11 protein-coding genes are annotated in these 19915 nt (G+C 66.7%); 6 read left to right on the top strand and 5 right to left on the bottom strand.

Annotated elements, in window-relative coordinates; translation table 11 throughout:
• Positions 1-76 precede the first annotated feature (76 nt).
• The 4 genes from AC1DW9_RS10040 to AC1DW9_RS10025 all read left to right on the top strand — a co-directional run bounded on the left by AC1DW9_RS10040 (position 77) and on the right by AC1DW9_RS10025 (position 6188).
• Complete coding sequence (locus AC1DW9_RS10040) at positions 77-2197, top strand: hydantoinase/oxoprolinase family protein (RefSeq protein ID WP_476775855.1); 2121 nt, start codon at positions 77-79, stop codon at positions 2195-2197.
• The gene (locus AC1DW9_RS10035; RefSeq protein WP_476775868.1) at positions 2194-3915 is read left to right on the top strand and encodes a hydantoinase B/oxoprolinase family protein; all 1722 of its coding nucleotides are present in this window, start codon (positions 2194-2196) and stop codon (positions 3913-3915) included. The genes AC1DW9_RS10040 and AC1DW9_RS10035 overlap by 4 nt, the downstream gene beginning before the upstream one ends.
• A gap of 91 nt (positions 3916-4006) precedes the next feature.
• Positions 4007-4822, top strand: a complete 816-nt coding sequence (locus tag AC1DW9_RS10030) for an NAD-dependent epimerase/dehydratase family protein (RefSeq protein ID WP_441488435.1) — start codon at positions 4007-4009, stop codon at positions 4820-4822.
• A gap of 82 nt (positions 4823-4904) precedes the next feature.
• Complete coding sequence (locus tag AC1DW9_RS10025) at positions 4905-6188, top strand: NAD(P)/FAD-dependent oxidoreductase (RefSeq protein WP_476775854.1); 1284 nt, start codon at positions 4905-4907, stop codon at positions 6186-6188.
• A gap of 108 nt (positions 6189-6296) precedes the next feature.
• Here AC1DW9_RS10025 and AC1DW9_RS10020 read toward each other — a convergent pair whose 3' ends face one another.
• A complete protein-coding gene (locus AC1DW9_RS10020; RefSeq protein ID WP_476775853.1) occupies positions 6297-10313 on the bottom strand; it encodes an AAA family ATPase in 4017 nt (1338 codons plus the stop codon).
• A 189-nt stretch (positions 10314-10502) separates the two neighbouring features.
• Between AC1DW9_RS10020 and AC1DW9_RS10015 the strand changes: the two genes are divergently transcribed.
• Positions 10503-14987 (top strand): autotransporter domain-containing protein, encoded by a 4485-nt coding sequence (locus AC1DW9_RS10015; protein ID WP_476775852.1) that lies wholly within the window; start codon positions 10503-10505, stop codon positions 14985-14987.
• A gap of 126 nt (positions 14988-15113) precedes the next feature.
• Here the strand turns inward: AC1DW9_RS10015 and AC1DW9_RS10010 are convergent, their stop codons facing one another.
• The 4 genes from AC1DW9_RS10010 to AC1DW9_RS09995 form a co-directional block, all read right to left on the bottom strand.
• Positions 15114-15788: a phosphoribosylanthranilate isomerase gene (locus AC1DW9_RS10010; RefSeq protein ID WP_441504539.1), complete on the bottom strand. Its 675-nt coding sequence runs from the start codon at positions 15786-15788 to the stop codon at positions 15114-15116.
• Between the two features lie 122 nt (positions 15789-15910).
• Positions 15911-16309 (bottom strand): GyrI-like domain-containing protein, encoded by a 399-nt coding sequence (locus AC1DW9_RS10005; RefSeq protein ID WP_476775851.1) that lies wholly within the window; start codon positions 16307-16309, stop codon positions 15911-15913.
• Positions 16310-16347: 38 nt separating this feature from the next.
• Positions 16348-16527: a hypothetical protein gene (locus AC1DW9_RS10000; protein WP_476775850.1), complete on the bottom strand. Its 180-nt coding sequence runs from the start codon at positions 16525-16527 to the stop codon at positions 16348-16350.
• A gap of 301 nt (positions 16528-16828) precedes the next feature.
• Positions 16829-18616, bottom strand: a complete 1788-nt coding sequence (locus AC1DW9_RS09995; RefSeq protein ID WP_476775849.1) for a peptide ABC transporter substrate-binding protein — start codon at positions 18614-18616, stop codon at positions 16829-16831.
• Positions 18617-19130: 514 nt separating this feature from the next.
• Between AC1DW9_RS09995 and AC1DW9_RS09990 the strand changes: the two genes are divergently transcribed.
• Positions 19131-19847: a carbonic anhydrase gene (locus tag AC1DW9_RS09990; RefSeq protein WP_441504541.1), complete on the top strand. Its 717-nt coding sequence runs from the start codon at positions 19131-19133 to the stop codon at positions 19845-19847.
• The last annotated feature ends 68 nt before the right edge of the window (positions 19848-19915 follow it).

Genomic DNA, 19915 nt, shown 5'->3' with positions numbered 1-19915 from the left:
TCGATCGCGGCCATCTTTTTGCAGGTCCGGCTCTCCCGCAGCGCCGGGCATCTCCTTGCACTGAAAGGTGGTTTCGATGAGCGGCGGTGCATCCTCCCTAGGCAATCTGGGCGCCGATATCGGCGGCACTTTCACGGATGTCGTGCTGGAAATCGGGGGCGATAGCTACTCCGCCAAGGTGCTGACCACCTATGACGCACCCGAGCGCGCCATCATCGAGGGCATGCACCGCGTCTGCGCCAAGGCGGGCGTGACGCCCGCCTCCATCGGCCGGATCATCCACGGCACGACGCTTGCGACCAACGCCCTGATCGAACGCCGCGGCGCGAAGACGGCGCTGATCACGACCGAAGGTTTTCGCGACGTGATCGAGATGCGGACCGAAAGCCGGTTCGAGCAATACGACCTCAACCTGACGCTGCCCCAGCCCCTGCTGCCGCGCAACCGGCGCTACACGCTGCGCGAGCGCGTCGCGGCCAGCGGCAAGACGCTGATCCCGCTCCGGCGCGCGGATATCGTCGCGCTGGCCGAGCAGATCGCAGAAGCGGGCTATGAGAGCGTCGCGGTCGGGCTGATCCATTCCTATCTCGACCCCAGCCATGAGCGGCTGGTCCGCGAGGTGCTGCTGGAGCGGATGCCGGGTCTTGCGGTCTCGATCTCGTCGGAGGTCTCGCCGCAGATGCGCGAATACGAGCGCTTCAACACGGTGGTGGCCAATGCCTATGTCAAGCCGATGATGAAGCGCTATCTCGCCAGCCTGGCCGCAAGACTGGCTGGCGAAGGTGCGGACTGCCCGATCTTCCTGATGCATTCCGGCGGCGGCATCATGTCGCTCGAAGGGGCGGCGGAGTTCCCGGTTCGCCTCGTCGAATCCGGCCCGGCCGGCGGCGCGATCTATGCCGCCGATGTCGCCGCGCGCTTCGGCCTCGACCGGGTGCTCTCCTTCGACATGGGTGGGACGACGGCCAAGATCTGCCTGATCAAGAACCAGACACCGAAGACGAGCCGGGTCTTCGAGGTGGCACGGAGCTACCGCTTCAAGAAGGGCTCGGGCATGCCCATCTCGATCCCGGTGATCGACATGGTCGAGATCGGCGCTGGCGGCGGCTCGCTCGCCCAGGTCGATTCGATGCGCCAGATCCGCGTCGGGCCGGAGAGCGCCGGCTCGGAGCCCGGCCCCGCCTGCTATGGTCGCGGCGGCACACGGCCCGCGGTGACCGATGCCGACCTCCTGCTCGGCAAGATCGACCCCGCCAATTTCGCCGGCGGCAGCATGGTGCTGGACACAGCCGCCTCGCGCACAGCCGTGACGGCTGCGATCGGCGAGCGGCTCGGGATGAGCGGCGAAACCGCCGCCTTCGGCATCGTCGAGGTCGTCGACGAGAACATGGCGAATGCCGCCCGCGTCCACGCCGTCGAGAATGGCGAAGATCTCTCCGGCTATACAATGATCGCCTTCGGCGGCGCGGCGCCGCTCCATGCCGGACGGCTCTGCGAGAAGCTCGGCATCGCGCGCCTGCTGGTGCCGCCCGGGGCCGGTGTCGGCTCGGCCATCGGCTTCCTGCGGGCGCCGTTCAGCTTCGAGGCGACGCGCAGCGTCTATATGCGCCTGGCGGATTTCGACGCTTCGCTGGTCCGCGGCCTGCTCGCAGAACTCGAAAGCGAGGCCACGAGCTTCGTCCGCTCCTGCGACGCGCAGGCGCCGCTCAGCGTCGAGACCAAGGTCTATATGCGCTATGTCGGCCAAGGCTGGGAAATCCCGATCGATGTGAGCCGGGCCGCACCGACGATCGATGCCTATCGCGACCTGTTCGAGGCCGAATACGCCAAGCTGTTCTCAAGGACCGTCCAAGGTCTGGACATAGAGATCACCGTCTGGGCGGTGAATGCGAGCACGGCGAAGACGGTGCCGGTGCGGGCCGAGGGGCTGGGCGCCCTGGCACCGCTGACGGCGACCGCACAGCGCGAAGTCTTCGATCCCGCGCTCGGCGTTCGGGTGACGGCCGGCGTGTTCGCGCGCTCGGAGGTCGCGATCGGCCGGATCGTGACGGGCCCCTGCGTCATCGTCGAGGACGAAACCACGATCATCGTGCCGGCCGGCTGCGCGGCGACCTGCCGCTCGGATGGCTGCATCGAAGTCTTCAAGCAGAGCACCGACGCGGTGGAAGCCCGTCTCGCCGACATGATCGAGGCCTGACCATGATGACGCTCTCCACCGTCTCGCTGCAGGTGATGTGGAACCGCCTGATCTCGATCGTCGAGGAGCAGGCCCAGGCCCTGATCCGCACGGCCTTCTCGACCTCGGTGCGCGAGGCAGGCGACCTCTCGGCCGGCGTCTACAACCGGGCCGGGCTGATGCTGGCCCAGGCCGTGACCGGCACGCCGGGCCATGTCAACGCCATGGCCGACGCGGTCGCGCATTTCATCCGCGAGATCGGCCCCGGCAACATCCTCGAAGGCGATATCTACATCACCAACGACCCCTGGATGGGGACCGGCCACCTGCACGACATCACCGTGGTGACGCCCTCCTTCTACCGGGGGAGGCATGTCGGCTTCTTCGCCTGCACGGCCCATGTCGTCGATATCGGCGGCCGCGGCTTCGGGGCGGACGCCAATTCGGTCTATGAGGAAGGCCTCTATATCCCGATCATGAAATTCGCCGACCGCGGCAAGGTCGACCAACCCTTCGTCAGGCTGGTGCGCGGCAATATCCGCGAGCCCGACCAGGTCGTCGGCGACATCTTCGCGCTGGCGACCTGCAACGATGTCGGCCATCGCCGGCTGACCGGCATGCTCGACGAATTCGCCCTCGACGGGCTGGAGCAGGTCGGCGATTTCATCCTCGAGAACTCGCGACGGGCGACCCTGGAGAGGATCGCGGCGCTCAAGCCCGGCGCAGCCGAGGGGGCCATGCTCAGCGACGGCTTCGCCACGCCGATCCTGCTCAAGGTCAAGGTCACGATCGGCGCCGACGAGGTTTGCGTCGATTTCAAGGGCTCGTCGGGCGTCGACCCCAAGGGCATCAACTGCCCGATGGTCTATTCCAAGGCCTATGCCTGCTATGCCTTGAAATGCGCGATTGCGCCCGAGATCCCCAATAATGCGGCCTCTCTCGAGCCCTTCCGCATCACGGCTCCGGAGAACACCATCGTCAACGCGCTGCATCCGGCGCCCGTCGCGCTGCGCCATGTCATCGGCCATCTCATCCCCGACACGGTCTATGATGCGCTCGACAAGCTCCTACCCAGGACCGTTCCGGCCGAAGGCGCAGGACCGCTCTGCAATTTCCAGGTCTCGCTGCGTCCGGCCTCGGAGGCCGCGCGTCTTTTCGGAGCGAGGCGCGCCGAGGTCTTGATGTTCAATTGCGGCGGATCGGGCGCACGCCCGACGCTCGACGGCATGAACACCACCGCCTTCCCCTCAGGCGTCATGACCATGCCGATCGAGGCAACCGAGCATGCCGGCCCGATCATCATCTGGCGCAAGGAATTGCGGCCCGATTCCGGCGGCGCCGGCCGCTTCCACGGCGGGCTCGGCCAGTTCATGGAGGTCGGCGCGGTCGAGGGCCATGTCTTCGACATGTCCGCAATGTTCGACCGCGTGAAGCATCCGCCGCGCGGGCGCCTTGGCGGGGCCGATGGCGGCGCGACCGAAATCCGCCTTGACGACGGCACCGCCATGGCCGGCAAGGGGCGCCAGGCCGTTCCCGAGGGTCGCAAGGTCATGCTGTCGCTTCCCGGTGGCGCCGGTTACGGCCCGGCCGCCGAGCGCAGTCGCTTCGCGGTGCTGCGCGACCTTGCGCTCGGCTATGTCTCGGCCGAGATGGCCAAGGCCGCATATGACGTCAGCGACGCCGAGATCGCGGCAGTCGAAGCCGGACTGAAGCGCGGCGAACTACCCTCCCCCGGATGACCCGGTGCCACGAGATCCGGAACGCCTATTCTCCCCATCGCCGCCGCGCCGGCCTGGTGCGGCGGTCAGCCTGTGACGACGCGAGGACCGCATGCCCCATTACGACCGCATCCTGATCACCGGCGCGGCCGGCCGCCTCGGCTCTCATCTTCGCACCGGGCTTGCGCATCTCGCCGGGACGATCCGCGTCGCCGATCGCGAGCCGCTCGGCCCGCTTGGCTCCCATGAGGAACAGGCGATCTTCGATCTTGCGGATATGGAGGCGACGATCGCTGCGACCGAGGGCTGCGATGCCATCGTCCATTTCGGCGGCGCGCCGACCGAGCGGGACTGGCAGACCATCCTCGATTCCAGTATTCGCGCCTCCTACCACATCTATGAGGGCGCCCGGAAACACGGGATCAAACGCGTCGTCTATGCCTCATCCGTCCATGCGATCGGCTTCCATGAGATCGGCGCGCAGATATCGGTCGATGCGCCGGTTCGGCCGGACTGCCTCTACGGCGTCGGCAAGACCTTCGTGGAAAGCCTGAGCCGGCTCTATTGGGACAAGTTCGGTATCGAGACGGCGTGCCTGCGCATCTTCTCGTCCTTCCCCGAGCCCGTCGACCGGCGGATGCTGTGGTCCTATCTCTCCTTCGCCGACTGCGTGCGCCTCGTCGAAGCCTCGCTGACGGCGCCTTTCGTCGGCCACACCATCTCCTTCGGCACCTCGGACAACACGGTGAAGGCGGTCGACAATAGCGGCGCCAACCATCTCGGCTATCACCCGCAGGACAGCTCGGAGCCGTTTCGCGGCAAGGTCGAGGCGAATGCGCCGGCTCTCGACCCCAAGTCTCCGACGGGCCGCTATCTCGGCGGCAAGTTCTGCGAGATGGGCCACCCCGACGACGAAGCGAAGGCCTGACATCTGCGGGCGCCCTCCGCGCCTGCACAATGTTGCGCCTGCACCAAGCCATTCACGGACCTGACAGAGCGGAGCCGATTCAATGCTGGGGGACAAGCGTTCGCACGGGCTCTGGGAGCTCTCGGCCCCTCCTGCCCCGCAGACCACGGTCCTGGGCGAAGCCGCATCCGCCGACGTCGTCATTGTCGGCGGAGGCTATACCGGGCTCTCGGCCGCCCTCCATCTCGCCAGGGGCGGCAAGAAGGTCATGGTCCTGGAGGCGGTCGAGATCGGCTTCGGCGCGTCCGGCCGCAACTCGGGCTTCGTCAATGCCGGCCTCTGGGTGATGCCCGACGATCTCATCGCCACGCTCGGCCCGGGTCATGGCAACCGCCTGATCGGACTGCTCGGCGAAGCGCCGCGCGAGGTTTTCGCGCTCACGGAACGCTATGGCATGGAATGCCAGGCCGACCATCGCGGAACCTATCATTGCGCCGTCGGCGCAAGCGGCCTGAAGCAGCTCCAGGCCCGCCAGGCGCAGTGGAGCAAGCTCGGCGCCAAGGTCGAGCTGTTGAGTGCCGGCGATACGCAGGCGAGGACCGGGGCTGCGGGCTATACCGGCTCGCTGTTCGACCCGCGCGCCGGCACGATCCAGCCGCTGGCCTATGCCCGCGGCCTGGCGGGCGCCGCGATCACCGAAGGCGCGACCATCCACACCGGCAGCGCGGTGACCGGCTTCGAGCGCAGCGGCAACGCCTGGAAGGTCAAGTCCGCCGGCGGCAGCGTCAGCGCCGACTGGCTCATCCTGGCGACCGACGCCTATTCGACAGGCGCGACCGCCAACATCCGCGAGGAGCAGGTGCATCTGCCCTATTTTCACGTCTCGACGGCGCCGCTCGGCCACAATATCCGCAAGACCATCCTGCCGCATGGCGGCGCGGGCTGGGACACCAAGACCATCCTGAGCGGGTTCCGGCTCGATGCGGAGGGGCGCCTGATCGTCGGCAGCGTCGGCGCTTTGCGCGGGACCGGCTTGAGCGTTCATCGCGCCTGGGTGAAGCGGCATATCCGGAAGCTGTTTCCGCAACTTGGCGAATTCGAGCTTGAAACGGAATGGTACGGCAAGATCGGCATGACGCCGGATCATCTGCCGCGACTGCACAGCTACGGACCGAACGCGATCGGGTTCAGCGGCTATAACGGCCGCGGCATCGCGCCGGGCACCGTCTTCGGGCGCGAACTTGCCCGGCTCATCCTTGGCGAGATCGATCTCGCCGGCATGCCCTTGCCGGTATCCGAACTGGCCATCCCGGCCTTCCGGGGCGTCAGGGAGGCCTATTACGAGGTCGGCGCGCAAGTGGCGCATCTCCCGATCGCACCGGCCTGAACCACGCAGTCGCGCGGTCGGCGAGATCGCGCGGTCGCGATGCAGTGCCTCCCCAGGGCCGGCACGCTGCCAGGCCTTCATGCCGTGAGCCGGCCCCGAGGCCGCCCGCTATGGCAACTGATCCGCCGCTTCAGTGGCCTGATCCAGCCAGAAGCGCATGCCCATCTCGCGGTACATCGTCGTGGCGATCTCGAGCTGGTTGCGAGCCGCGGCCGGCCGGCCTGCGCGCAGGTGCAGATTTCCGAGGCCATGATGGCAGCGCGCGACAAGCGAGCCCAGCCCAAGTTCCGTCGCGAGCGCGAGCGCCTCGCGGTAGTGAATTTCGGCCTGTCCTATGGATTCGGTGCGGACCAGAACGTCGCCAAGCAGATGGAGGGCCCCTGCCTCGCCACGACGTTGACCATTCTCCCGCGCCGTGGCCAGAGCCCGTCCAGCATATCTGAGAGCGTCCGCATGCTGGCCGGCGAGCAAATGCGCATCCCCGAGGGGCACCAGGAACAGGGCCTGGCCAAAGCGATGCCCCATGGCTTCCAGAGCGCTCAGCGCCTGCTCCAGCAGAGGCAGGCCTCGCTCGGTCTGCCCCAGCAGGGCATAGGCATAGCCGAGCGTGCCCGTACTGCCCGCGGCCATGAAGGGCAGGTCGAACTCGCGGGCCACGACGCAAGCGCGCTCCAACCGCGTTATGGCTTCGGCGAACTCGCCGCGAATGACCAGGAGGTCGGCGAGACACCAATAGGCGATCGTCAGGCCGAGCGGATCATCGACCGCCAGCGCGATGCGAATGCCCTCCTCGCCATGCAGGATGCCCTGCTCGAACCTGCCTTGCTCGGCATGGATCCGCGCCAGGAAAGCACGGACCGTCACGGCTGGATATCCAGCGAGACCAAATCGCTCGAAGCGGGGCTGACGATCGAGCAACTCCAGCGCTCGCACGAAGAGCGGCTCGACCTGGGGGAACTCAAGCGTCGAGAAGCAGGCCGTCCCGAGAAACAGGGTCGCCGCCATCTGGAGTGGGACGTCGCCAAGCGAATCCGCCAGCGCCAGCGCCTGCTGGCCAAAACCCGCGGCTTCCGCGGAATCGCCGCCCAGCGCCAGGGTCTGGCACATATGGAAGGCGAACCGCGCCAGGCGGTGTTGATCGTCCAGGCGTCTGGCCAGGCTTTCGGCCTCGCGAAGATGGCCGATGATGCGCTCGAACTGTCCGAGCGGAAGAAGCGATGCCTTCAATTCGAACCGGAGATCGATGGCCTGCTCGTGCGTCTCCCGGGTCTCCGGGAGTGTGGCCAGAACACGCAAGGCCTGTTCGAAGAACCCGGCGGCCTCGCGGTTGGCCCAGCGTGCCTGCGCCAGCCGGGCTGCCTTGACCCAGTAGCCGACCGCCTCGCCGCCGAGCCCGGCTTCCGTGAAATGGTGAGCGACGAGCTCGGGCTGGTCTTCGACCCAGGCCTGGAACTGATCGATCAGCGTCCGGGCGATCGTCGCATGCAGGTCGCGTCGCCGGCTCCTGAGCATCGTGGCATAGGCAGCATCCTGCACGAGCGCGTGCTTGAAGACGTAGCCTTGCCCTGACGATGCACTGCGGCGCGAGACGAGGCCGGATTCCAGCAGCCGCGCGAGCGCTGTCTCGAGCTCCGCGGCGGCAAGACCCGACACCGCAGCGATCAGCTCGTGGGAGAACTCCCGTCCGATCGCGGCGCCGATCATGGCTGCGTCCCTTGCCGGGCCGAGCAGGTCGAGCCGGGCCACCAGCGCGGCCTGCAGCGTCGTCGGGATAGCCACTGACGGCAGGGGCCCGTCGAGGACCCAGCCGTCCCCGGTCTGACGCAACAGCCCGCTTTCGAGGAGCGAGCGTGTCAGTTCCTCGATGAACAGCGGCACGCCATCCGCCCGCGACAGGATCTGGCCGATGACAGCATTGGGGAGCGCCCTGTCCCCGGCGACGCCGCGCATGATGCCGGTGCTGTCGCCCGGGCCAAGGCGGCTGAGCGACAGCGCAGTGACATGTGGCTGGTCGAGCCAGCCGGGCTGGAATTGGGGCCGGCAGGTGACCAGCAGCAGCAGAGGCAGCCGGGCGGCGCGGCTCACCAGGCGCTCGAGCAGATCGAGCGACGACGGATCGAGCCAGTGCGCATCCTCGAACAGGATCAGGACCGGTTTCCGGGCTGCGGCGCGCTCGATCTGGTCGAGGAGCAGACCGAGCGTCATCTCGCGCTTCTGCTGCGGACTGGCCGCCAGCGGGGGGGAGCGGTCCTCCAGCGGCACTCCGGTCAGCTCGGCAAGGAGCGCCACGTCGCGCGGCATATCGAGCGATGTCGGCGCGAGCAACGCCTCCAGCCTGTCGAGCCTCGCGCCGGCGCTGTCGTCGGGGCTGAAGCCGGCATCCTGCTGGACACGGGCAATGAACGGATGCAGCGGGCTCTGTGCAAGATGCGGAGCACAGGAATAGCGCAGGAGGGAATCGGGCCCGGAGCCGGTCCGGGCCGGCACGCTCTCGGCCAGGCGCGACTTGCCGATGCCAGGCTCGCCCGAGATCAGAACGACACGCCCTTCCCCCGCACCGGCCTGATCCCAGCGGCGAAGCAGCAGCGCGATCTCTTCCTCGCGGCCGATGAGCGGGCTCAGAACGGCGCCGCGCCGTGCATCGAAGCGGCTCACCCCGGCGATCTCGCCAAGGACCTGCCACGCTTCAAGAACCTGCCATGCTTCAAGGACCTGCAATGCTTCCGGCTGTTGCGCGCCACTGCGGACCGAGAGCGCCCGGCAGGCGAACTGCCGGCCCACAAGCTGCTGCGTGCTCGCGGCAATGACGACTTCGCCCCCTGCCGCACGGCCCTGCAGACGCGCCGCCAGGGCCGGGGCCTCGCCCGTCGCGACATGCTGGCGATTCTTGTCCGCGGTCGATTTCTCCCCGACGACGACGAGCCCGGTGGCGATGCCGACGCTTGCCTGCAGCGCCCCGGCCAACGGCGCGGTCAGGCTGCCGATGGCGGCAAGGAGAGCAAGGCCGGCGCGCACGGCGCGTTCGGCATCATGCTCATGGGCAGCCGGATAGCCGAAATACACGACAACGCCATGGCCCTGGTAATGGGCGACGAAGCCGCCAAATCGCGCCGCGACATCGGCGACGGTCGCGTGGAAGGCGGCGATCAGATCGTGGATATCTTCGGGATCGGGGCTCGCTGAGGGGCTGATCGCGCCGACCAGATCGCAAACCAGGATCGTCAGTTGGCGCTGCTCCAGAGCATCCGGGCGAAGCCCCTTCGTCGGGGCCTCGCCGTCTCGCGCCGCCACGATCCCTGCTGCGACAGGCGGTTCTACTGTCCCGGAAGCTGTGGGATGCCGTTCGCCGCTCGCGCGCGGCGCGCTTGCAACACTTGGCACACTTGGCGGCGCTGCGCTGCGAAGCTCCGCTGCCAGCGCCTGCGTGACCGCATCGGGCGCCGCGCCGAGTTCGTGCCTCAGCAGCGCGGCGAGATCCTGATAATGCCTGAGCGCCTCGGCCTTGCGTCCCATCGCGACGAGCGCCTGGAGGGCGACCCGATGCGCATCCTCACGCAGGGCATTCACCTGGATGGCCCGATGAGCCGCCTTGAGCGCAGCCTCCTCGTTCCCCGCCCGCATCGCGTCCTGGCTCTCGCTGACCATGGCGTCGAGCGCCAGGCCTTCGAGGCGCCCGCGCAGCGAGGCGCGCCAACTCAGCCACGCGTCTTCTTCGATATTCAGGTCGGCCAGAAACGAACCCCGGTGGAGATCGGCGGCCGCGGCGAGCGACGCAGCCCCGCCCTCGGTGATCAACGCCTCGAAGCGAACAGCATCGCAATCGATCGCGCCGGGCGCGAGCCAGACCTCGTCGTCGGTACTGACGAGCGTTTCCTGGCCTAAAATCCTACGCAGCCGAAAAATCGCCTGCCGCAGGTTCTGTCGGGCCTGTGTCTCGAAATGCGAGCCCCACAGCAGGTGGGCCAGCCTTTCACGCGGCTGGGGTTGAGGCGCCGTGCAGGCCAGATAGGCCAACAACCCCGACAGTTTCCGGCTCGGCAGCCGGACGATGCCATCGCGCGTTGCCAGCTCGAATCGTCCGAGCAGCGAGAGACGAAAATGGGGAAGAGCGACACCGTCCTTCATTCTGCCGGCAACACGAACAGGTCGATCCTTCTCGAAAAGCACAGATTCTGCCCGGCGCGAACGCAGAGGCAGGCAGAATTAACGCTCGTGTCACGGCGCAATAACGGCCTGACGACGGCGCACGAACTTAAACAATAGCCAGAGATCGCTGCGCCGGACAGCGGTGTTTTGCATGCATGAGACGGACTGATGACATCGACCTTGTTGACCAGCGCAACGCGCGGTTTGCGCCGCGGGCGGCTCTTGTCCACCACCGCGTTGGCGGGGTTGGTCCTGACGTTTCCGGGCGCGGGCAGCTACGCCCAGACCCTCGTGACGGATGGCACTTTGGTCGTGAGCTCCGACGCTCAACTCGGCGTCAATACCGTCACCGTCGACAATTCGGCCAACAAGAGTGCCACGCTGCAGATCAATGCGGGCGTCAGCATCGGCAACGAGGTCACCCTCAATAACGGGGGCACGCTGAGCAATGCGGGCACCCTTTCGCGAATGGCTGCAGGGGAGGCTGGCGTGCAGTCCATGACCGGTCGCGCCACGGTGGACAATCTGCAAGGCGCAACGATATCCGGGCAAACGCAAGGCGTGTTGGTGCACGGAGGCGGCACGCTGACCAATACCGGCGGCACGATCACCGGTGCGACGCTCGATGGGGCGTCGTTCGGCGGAGACGCGACGGTCACGAACACGCAGGGCGGAACGATCAGGGGCAAGCGAGCCGGCGTGCTTGTTTTCGGAAACGGAACAGTGACCAACACCGGAGGCACGATCATTGGCACCGACGTTTCCGGCGTGCAAATCGACACTGGAACGATCTCGAATACGCTGGGCGGAACCATCACGGGCCGGGACAGCGGCGTGACGGTGACTGCCGGCGGCACGATCATCAATGGTGCCGGCTCGACGATCGAGGCCGCGCTGGGGGCCCTGGCGGTGAGCTCGGTCATCGGAAACGTCTCGCTCAGCAATGCGGGCAAGCTGATCGGGCACGTGGCCCTGCGCTCCAACGCCAATGGCGATGAAATCCACGATGTCACGCTGTTCACAGGCTCCAGCATCACGGGCAATCTGAGCTTCGGCGCCAATGCCGCCTCCACGCTGACGCTGGATGGCACCGGCACGCAGCTCTATTCGGCGGCCGTCGGCGGCACGACCAGCTTCAGCGCCGGCACGCTTATCAAGCAGGGCAGCGGCACCTGGACGCTGGACAAGGCGATGACGCGCAGCGGCGCCACGCAGGTCAAAGCCGGAACCCTGGCGGTCGCCAATAATGCGGGCCTGGGCAGCGGCTCCGTCACGGTGGACAACAGCGGCGCTCTCGGCGCCACGCTGGCGATCAATGCGGGCATCAGCATCGGCAACGAAGTCATCGTCAACAACGGTGGCACCCTGAACAACGCTGGCACCATTTCGCGAACGGCTGCAGGGCAGGTCGGCGTGCTGTCCACCGCGGGCGTCGCCACGGTGGTCAACGCAGTCACCGGGCGGATCGAGGGGGATTATGTCGGCGTGCAGCTCGGTGATGGCGGCACGGTGACCAACCAGGGCGGCACCATCACAGCCGTGAGCCACGGCGTGCTGCTCGACAAAGGTGGCGACGTGAGCAATCTCGGCGCCACGAGTGTTATCCGCGCCAGCGGCACTGATGGCCTCGGCGTGTTCATCAATACAGACGGCACTGTGACCAACGGGACCGGCGCGAGCATTGCCGGCGGGTTGGGCGGCGTCCGCATCTGGGGTGCCGGCACGGTGACCAACACCGGCGGCACCATCAGCGTGACCGCGGACAACCAGGGTCACGGCGTGGAGATCGTCGTCGGCCAGGGCACCGTCACCAACGAGGGCGGCGGCAGGATCACGGGCAAGCTCTACGGGGTGAGCTTTGCCGATGGCGGGACGGTGACCAACACGGCAAGCTCGATCATCGCCGACGGGACAGATGCCCTTGCCGCGGGCGTGGGCATCAGCGGCGGGGCGGGCACGGTCACCAATACCGGGTCGGGCAGCCTTATCAAGGGCCCCTCGGCGGGGGTCCGTCTGATCAATGGAGGCACGGTGACCAACGGCGCTGGCGCCACCATCGAGGGCACGGCATCGGTGCAGGCTATCGGCGGCAACACCGCGCTCAGCAATTCCGGCGCACTGAAAGGCAATGTGGCGCTGCGCGCCGCGGGCACCAACACGGTCACGCTGTTCACCGGATCCAGCATCACGGGCAACCTGGGTATCGGCACCAACGCAGACTCCACGCTGACGCTGGATGGCGCGGGCACTCACCTTTACTCGGCGGCCGTCGGCGGCACGACCAGCCTCAGCACCGGCGCACTCGTCAAGCAGGGCAGCGGCACCTGGACACTGGACAAGGCCCTGACGCGCAACGGCATGACCCAGGTCAAGGCCGGGACGCTGGTGGTCGCCAATACGTCAGGCCTCGGCTTCGGCGGCAACGCGACGATATCGGGCGGCAGGCTGCAATTCGGTGACGGCGCAGCGGCTGGAACCTACACTCTCGCCGGCACGATCGACGTGACCGGTGGCAGCCTGGCGATCCAAAACCTGGCGGCGGTGAAGGTCGCGCAGGATGTCCGCTTTGCCAATGACACGGCATTGTCGATCATCGCTTCCACCGGCGGTCCCTTGCTGCAGGCCGAACGCGTCACGCTCGGCAGCAATGTCGCCTTCAACCTCAGCGGCATCAGCGACGCGAACGGCCTGGACAAGCTCCTGATCGATACGCGCTCGGGCCTCAGCGGCGACTTCGGCACGGTCACGGTCGGCGGCTTCCATGGGACGGTGGACTATCTGACGCTGGCGACCCGGAAGTCGGACGACAGCAAGCACTATCTCGCCAGCTATGGCTTGAGCTGGACTGCGGGCAATTCTCGCGCGCATGGCACGTTCACGCTGACCAATGCTGCCGACAGGTTCGATATGGGCGCAGCGCTGAGCGACCGGGCGCCCAATGCCGCAACCGGCTGGGACGGCAGATCCCTGACCAAGGCGGGCGCCGGCACGCTCGTGCTCACGGGCGCCAACACCTTTACCGGCGCAACCACGGTCAATGCCGGCACGCTCGTCGTCAACGGCTCGACCGCGAGTGCGACGACCGTGAATGGCGGTGGCACGCTCGGCGGCTCGGGCACGATCGGCGGCCTTGCCGTGATGAGCGGCGGCACGGTCGCGCCCGGCAACTCGATCGGCACGCTGACCATTGCCGGCAATGTCGCCTTCGCCGTCGGCTCGACCTATCAGGTCGAAATCAATGCGGCCGGACAGAGCGACCGGATCAATGCGTCGGGCATTGCGACACTGTCGGGCGGCGCCGTCCAGGTCCTGGCAGAGAACGGCAATTACGCGGCCTCGACGAACTATACCATCCTGACGGCGGGCGGCGGCGTCAGCGGGCGGTTCACCGGCATCAGCTCGAACCTCGCCTTCCTGACGCCCTCGCTGGCTTATGACGCGCAGAACGTCACGCTGACGATGAGCGGCAACGGCACGTCGTTCGGGCCGGGCGGCGGCGGAGCCTTCATCGCCTTGACGCGCAACCAGAGCGGGATCGCGGTCGCGGCGGAACGGCTGGGTGCCGGCAATCGGATCTATGACAGCTTGATCTCGGCGACAGCCGATGAGGCGCGCGCCGGTTTCGACCAGCTCTCGGGCGAGGCCCATGCCCAGGGCGTCGCGGTCGCGATCGCCGAAAGCCGGCTGCTCCGCGAGGCGATCCTCGGGCGCCTGCGCGGGCCGCTGCTGGTGGCGCCAGGCCAGAGCGTCGCGGCGGAGTTCACGGCCGATCTGCCGAACGCGAAGGGCGCAATCATGCTGCCAGCGCCGCGCTTCGAGGAGCGCTTCACCATCTGGGGCGAAGCGGTCGGAGCACAAGCGAACACCAATGGCGACGGCAATGCGGCGAGCCTCTCCCAGCGCACCGGCGGCGCCATCCTCGGCGCCGACCTCAAGCTCTACGAGACGGCGGCGGGCTCGCTTCGGGTCGGCGTTGCCGGCGGCTACACCCGCTCGAATTTCGATGTCGACGCCAGGCTGTCCTCCGGCCGGTTGGAGAGCGGCCATGCCGCACTCTATGCCGGCGCCCGCCTCGGCGCATGGCGGCTCGATGGCGGCCTGGGATATTCGTTCGGCGAAACCAGCCTGACCCGCCAGGTGCAGCTCCGCGGCTTTGGTGACAGGCTGCGCTCGGATCGCGACAGCCAGGTGGCCCAGGCCTTCGCTGAGCTGGGCTATGCCTTCCGTTTCGAGCAGTTTGCCCTCGAGCCCTTCGCCCAGCTCGTCCTGCTCCGGGTCTCATCCGGCTCCGGCCTCGAGCAGGGCGGCGCGGCCGCACTGCGCGTCTTCTCCGGCGACCAGAATCTCGGCTTCACGACCTTGGGCCTGCGCGCCGAGGCGCAGATCGGCACGATGCCGCTCTTCGCCCGCGGCCTGCTCGGCTGGCGCCATGGCTTTGGCGAGTTGACGCCGCGAGCAGCCACGGCCTTCCTTGCCGGCACGACCCCGGCCTCGGTCTACGCGACGGCCATCGATCGCAATGCGCTGGTCGCCGAAGCCGGGCTCGACTGGCGCGCCACCGCCTCGACCACGGTCGGGATCACCTACTCCGCTGCCATCGGCGAGCGAACCCGCGATCACGCCCTCAAGGGACGCATCGACATCAGGTTCTGAAGGCGAGCGCAGGCCGGTTCCGGCGCCGTGGGTCGCGCGGCCGTGCCAGGCGCCGGGAAACGAGATGGGCCTTTTGCGCGGGGGCAGGATGCCCGGGTTGGCCAAGCGCGCCCCGCGCGCCCGCCTCTAGGCCGGGTTCAGAGCGTCATCCGCCTTCCGCACGGCCAAGGCAAAATCCGCCAACTTGACCGGGTCGAGCTGGCCTGCTGTCCGGACGCCCGAAGACAGATCCACGCCGAACGGCCTGACCTGTCGGATGGCAGCGCCGACATTTGCCGGGGTAAGCCCGCCCGCGAGGAACACCGGCAGAGGGCTGGCATCGACGAATTCGGCGCTGATCGCCCAGTCATGCGGGCGCCCGGTGCCGCCCAGTTCCGGCGTCGCTGCGTTCGGACTCCCTGAATCGAGCAGGAAGGCGTGAACATACGGGCTGTAGGCCTGGATCATCTCCAGCGCTGCGCGGCTCTCGACATGGACGACCTGAACGCGGCGCAGATCAGGCTCGATCTCGGCCAGGCGGGCGGACTCCGCCGGATCGATGTTCCAGAGAATCTGGACCGTGCTCGGACGCGTCCGGCGCACATGGGCCGCGATCGCCTCGGCTGTCCGCTCGACGGTCAGCAGGAATGTCGCGACGGGAGGCGGCGTGAGTGTCGTGATCGCGGCGACTGTCGGGTCCGCGACATGGCGAGGACTGGAAGGCCCCACACAATTGAAGCCAAGAGCGTCGACGCCAGCCGCTACCGCGAGGCGGGCTTCATCGGCTGACGCGATCCCGCAAACTTTGATCCGGGTTCTCATATCCCAGCAATCCGCCAAATCGGTTCATGACGCAATCTCGGCTCTTCGCCCCGCGGATAGCCTTCGTGCTCGTGGACAGCAGACATTGGCGCATGGGCAGGAGCCGATTTCCGCCCTGCCCCCTATGCCAAGGATATCACCGGCTGGCGAAGGACCGTTTTGAGCCTGGCCGCTTCAGTCTTGCGCGGATCGCTCAGATAGATTTCGTGGTGGGCGCCGTTGAAGGTCACCCCCTTGCGCGGCATCACCTCATCATGGAGCCGGGCCAGGATCGGCCCCTCCTCATCATAGCTGCCGACATGCAGGGTCTGGAGCGAGAGCCCTTCAGCATAGAATTCGTGGCGCAGGCTTTGCGGGCGCTGCCCAAGCTTTCCCTCCGTTTTGGCCACCGCCTTCTCGAACATGTCATGGGTGACGAATTCAGGAACCATGATCATCATCGTCCAGCGCCACAGGTTCTTTTGGCGGGTGATGAAGCTCCGGGGATCGTCGGTCCACCACAACCCTTCCAGCGGCGGCACCACATAGTCCCTGCCGAGCGCAGCCTTTGCGGCGAACTTCACGGCATAGCTGACCCGTAGAGCCATTCGATCGCCGAACGGTAAGCCGGTGCGGTGTTGGGATCGCCTTCACCGTTCACCTTCACGAACGGCATCTGCGGCACGTCGACCAAAGCGAAGTCCCCGGTGGGCGGGTCATAAAGTGGTCTGAGGGCTTTCTTGAAATCGATCTTCGCCATCCGCGTCCCCCGTTCGCTGTCACCGAAACGACTGTGCGATGACAAGGAATGGCAGCAGTCGCTCGCGGAACGGGCCCAATGTGCCCGCAGCCGGACATGGGCGTTCAGAACAGGCCAAATCTGTTCGCGTGCCAGATCTATTCGCGTGCAAGTCGGAGGCCGGCCAGATTTCATCGAAAGCCTGGTCGATGAATTCGCCGGGCCCTGCCGCAGCGGGGTCGCGACGCCGTGCGGATGCCGGCGCCGCGGATATCGGTTGCGGCCCCTCACCGAGATGTCCCGGTGAGGGGCTGCTTCGTGCTTAGTTGCGATACCAGGAAGCGAGGTTCCAGGTGTCCACGTCCCAGCCGCTGTGATCATGCGCGAGGGTCAGCGCCGCAGCGACGACCTTGGTCCGCGACAGGACCGGCAGGATCACGTTGGCCTCGCAGAAGATCTCGTTGACCTTGATCAGCAGCGCAGCGCGCTTGGCCGGGTCGAGTTCCTTCTGCGCGGCCTTGTAGGCCTCGTCAGCCGCCGGGTCGGAGTAGCGCGAGACGTTGCGGCCGAGCCACTTATTCTCCTTGTTGGCGATTTCCCAGGACACGAACTGGTTGAGGAAACGCTCCGGATCCGGCTGCGGCTGCGTCGTGGTGTACATCTCCATGTCGACATAGAGCTTGGTGTAGGTGTCGGGGTTGGCGACGTCCGAGGAGAAGAACACGGACGCAGTCACCGACTTCAGCTCGAGATCGATGCCGGCGCGCTGGCAGGCCTGCTTGATGATGGCCTGGACCTTCTGACGCGGCGCGTTGATCGAGGTCTGGAAGACGAACTTGAGCTTCTTGCCATCCTTTTCGCGGATGCCGTCGGCACCCTTCTTCCAGCCGGCGTCGTCGAGGATCTTGTTCGCCTTATCGAGGCTGAATTCGTATTTCAGCTTCTCCGACTTGAACTGCTTCGGCTGGTTCACGAAGCTCGCCGTCGCGATGCCGCCGCGGCCATAGATGAACTTCTGGATCGAATCGCGGTCGATCAGCAGGTTGATCGCCTGGCGCACGGCCGGATCGCTGAGCGTCGGATGCTTGGTCTTGACGCTCGAACGCTCGCCATCGACCTCGGTCCACGGGTCGGTGGTGTTCAGGGTGATGAATTCCACGTCGCCGGCCTGCGCTGCACTGATCCTGCCGCGACCACCCGTCTCCATGCGCTTGAGAACTTCGTCCTCGACCAGCGTATCCCAGGCATAGTCGTATTCGCCGGTCTGCAGCACGGCGCGCGCCGCCGAGATCGCGTCACCGCCGCCCTTGACCTCGAGCGTGTCGAAATGCGGCTTGTTCTGGACGTGGTAATTCTCGTTGCGCGTGCCGGTGAGCACGTCGCCCGGCTTGAAGTCGACGAACTTGTAGGGGCCGGTGCCGACCGGCTTCAGGTTGGCCGGAGCCTCACGCGACTTGGCGCCCTTGTACTCGCCGAAATGGTGCTTCGGGATGATCATGCCGGCGACGCCGACGAAAGCATCGGCCCAGAACGGCGTCGCTTCCTTGAAGATCACCTTGACGGTGTGGGAGTCGATCTTCTCGACCTTGATGTCCTTGTAGGCGCCGGTGGTGTAGGCGGCAGTCGCCGGATCGGCGGCATATTCCCAGGTGAAGACGACGTCATCGGCCGTGAACGGCTTGCCGTCATGCCAGGTCACGCCCTGCTTCAGCTTCCAGGTGACGCTTTTGCCGTCCTCGGAGAGGCCGCCATTGGCCTTGGTGGGAGCTTCGGCCGCGAGCTGCGGGAAGAGATTGCCCTCCTTGTCCCAGCCGGCGAGCGGCTCGTAGAAGACGCGCGAGGCGACCTGGTCCTTGGTGCCGGAGGCGAAATGCGGATTCAGCAGGGTCGGTGCCTGCCAGAGCAGGATCTTCAGCGGCCCGCCGCCGCCAGCCTTCGTCGGCTTGTATTCGATCGTTGCGTTCGCCATTGCGACGCCGTTCCAGGCGAGGATCTGGCTCGCGATCGGCGCAGTAATACCCACTGCCGCCATTCGCTGAATAAAGGAACGCCGCGAGAGGCGACCTTCCTTCAGATTGTTCACCATCCCCTGGATATCTTGACTATTCATGACTTACCCTCAGATTCATCTGACAAGACACCGGTCAATAGATTGACCGGATCCAGCCTTCTTTTATTAAATCTAAAGCGTGACGATGCTTTGGATTCAACGCTGGTGGTAAGAGCTACAGAATTAAGCCCGGCTTAAGGCAATCGGCGAAGGTGGCGCTTAAGGTCCGCTTCCGGCACAAGCCAGATATGCGGGAGCCGCGCAGCGCGACCACGCCGGACACCGGATGCTCGCCGATCGGCCAGAAGTGGAGCGACTGCCCCCTCGCGGACCACTGAGGCCTTCAGCGGGCCGCCAGCCCGGACTCAGGACGGATGGAATGCCGCAATGGGCCGGGTTCAGGCGGGCTACCCATGAGGAAGCCCTGCAAAATCCCCACTTCGCAGTATCCCCATCCTGTAGCAGTAATAGGGCGCAGGCTGCGTCTGCGAGCCTGGCGGCAAGGATCGTGAATCGCCGCGCTCAGCGGCCGGGGCTGCGCGCCATGCAGGCCGTTCTGGAGGAGACTTCCGTCATGTGTGATCTCTGCTGCTCGCCCGCGCCCGGCCTGTCCCGCCGTGGCCTGTTTTCCGGCATGGTGGCCCTTGCCGGCGCCGCCGCCCTGCCCCGGCAGGCCTTCGCCCAGGCCGCGCCCCCGCAGAATGCGATCTCGCCCGACGAAGTGCTGAAGCGGCTGATGGAGGGCAATGCCCGCTATGCCGCGAACACCCCGACCAATCAGGATTACTCGGCCGGCCGGGCTGCCCGCGCCAGCGCCCAGTATCCGGTGGCTGCGATCCTGAGCTGCGCGGATTCGCGGGTCTCGCCGGAACTCGCCTTCGACCAGGGCCCCGGCGACCTCTTCGTGGTTCGTCTCGCCGGCAATTTCGTCAATGACGATGGCCTGGCCAGCCTCGAATATGCCGTGAAATACCTCAACACGCCGCTCGTCATGGTCCTTGGCCATTCGGGCTGTGGCGCCATCGACGCCACGATCAAGGTCGTGCGGGACAAGGCGACCCTGCCGGGCCATCTCCAGGAAATGGTGCGCGAGCTCAGGCCGGCGGTCGCGGCCGCCAAGGCCGGCAAGCCGGACGACCTCCTTGCCGCGGCGATCGCGGAAAACATCCGCCGCGGCAAACGCCGTCTCGAGACCGCCAAACCGATCCTCGCGGAGTTCGTTGCTAGCAGGAAGATCAAGGTCGTCGGGGCACATTACGAGCTGGCGAGCGGCAAGATCACGCTGCTCTGAGGCATGACCGGGGCCGGGCGGTCCCTTGCGACGTGACAAGCCCCCTCACCCGCGCCGTTGTATCGGGT

The organism is Allobosea sp. P4_E12 (genome assembly GCF_056401655.1).
The sequence above is the reverse complement of the archived record's forward strand: the minus strand, read 5'-3'. Positions and strand labels throughout refer to the sequence as shown.

Coding starts and splice junctions, on each gene's coding strand:
- AC1DW9_RS10040 (WP_476775855.1), top strand. CDS start 77: ATGAGCGGCGGTGCATCCTCCCTAGGCAATCTGGGCGCCGATATCGGC.
- AC1DW9_RS10030 (WP_441488435.1), top strand. CDS start 4,007: ATGCCCCATTACGACCGCATCCTGATCACCGGCGCGGCCGGCCGCCTC.
- AC1DW9_RS10025 (WP_476775854.1), top strand. CDS start 4,905: ATGCTGGGGGACAAGCGTTCGCACGGGCTCTGGGAGCTCTCGGCCCCT.
- AC1DW9_RS10020 (WP_476775853.1), bottom strand. CDS start 10,313: ATGAAGGACGGTGTCGCTCTTCCCCATTTTCGTCTCTCGCTGCTCGGA.
- AC1DW9_RS10015 (WP_476775852.1), top strand. CDS start 10,503: ATGACATCGACCTTGTTGACCAGCGCAACGCGCGGTTTGCGCCGCGGG.
- AC1DW9_RS10010 (WP_441504539.1), bottom strand. CDS start 15,788: ATGAGAACCCGGATCAAAGTTTGCGGGATCGCGTCAGCCGATGAAGCC.
- AC1DW9_RS10000 (WP_476775850.1), bottom strand. CDS start 16,527: ATGGCGAAGATCGATTTCAAGAAAGCCCTCAGACCACTTTATGACCCG.
- AC1DW9_RS09995 (WP_476775849.1), bottom strand. CDS start 18,616: ATGAATAGTCAAGATATCCAGGGGATGGTGAACAATCTGAAGGAAGGT.
- AC1DW9_RS09990 (WP_441504541.1), top strand. CDS start 19,131: ATGTGTGATCTCTGCTGCTCGCCCGCGCCCGGCCTGTCCCGCCGTGGC.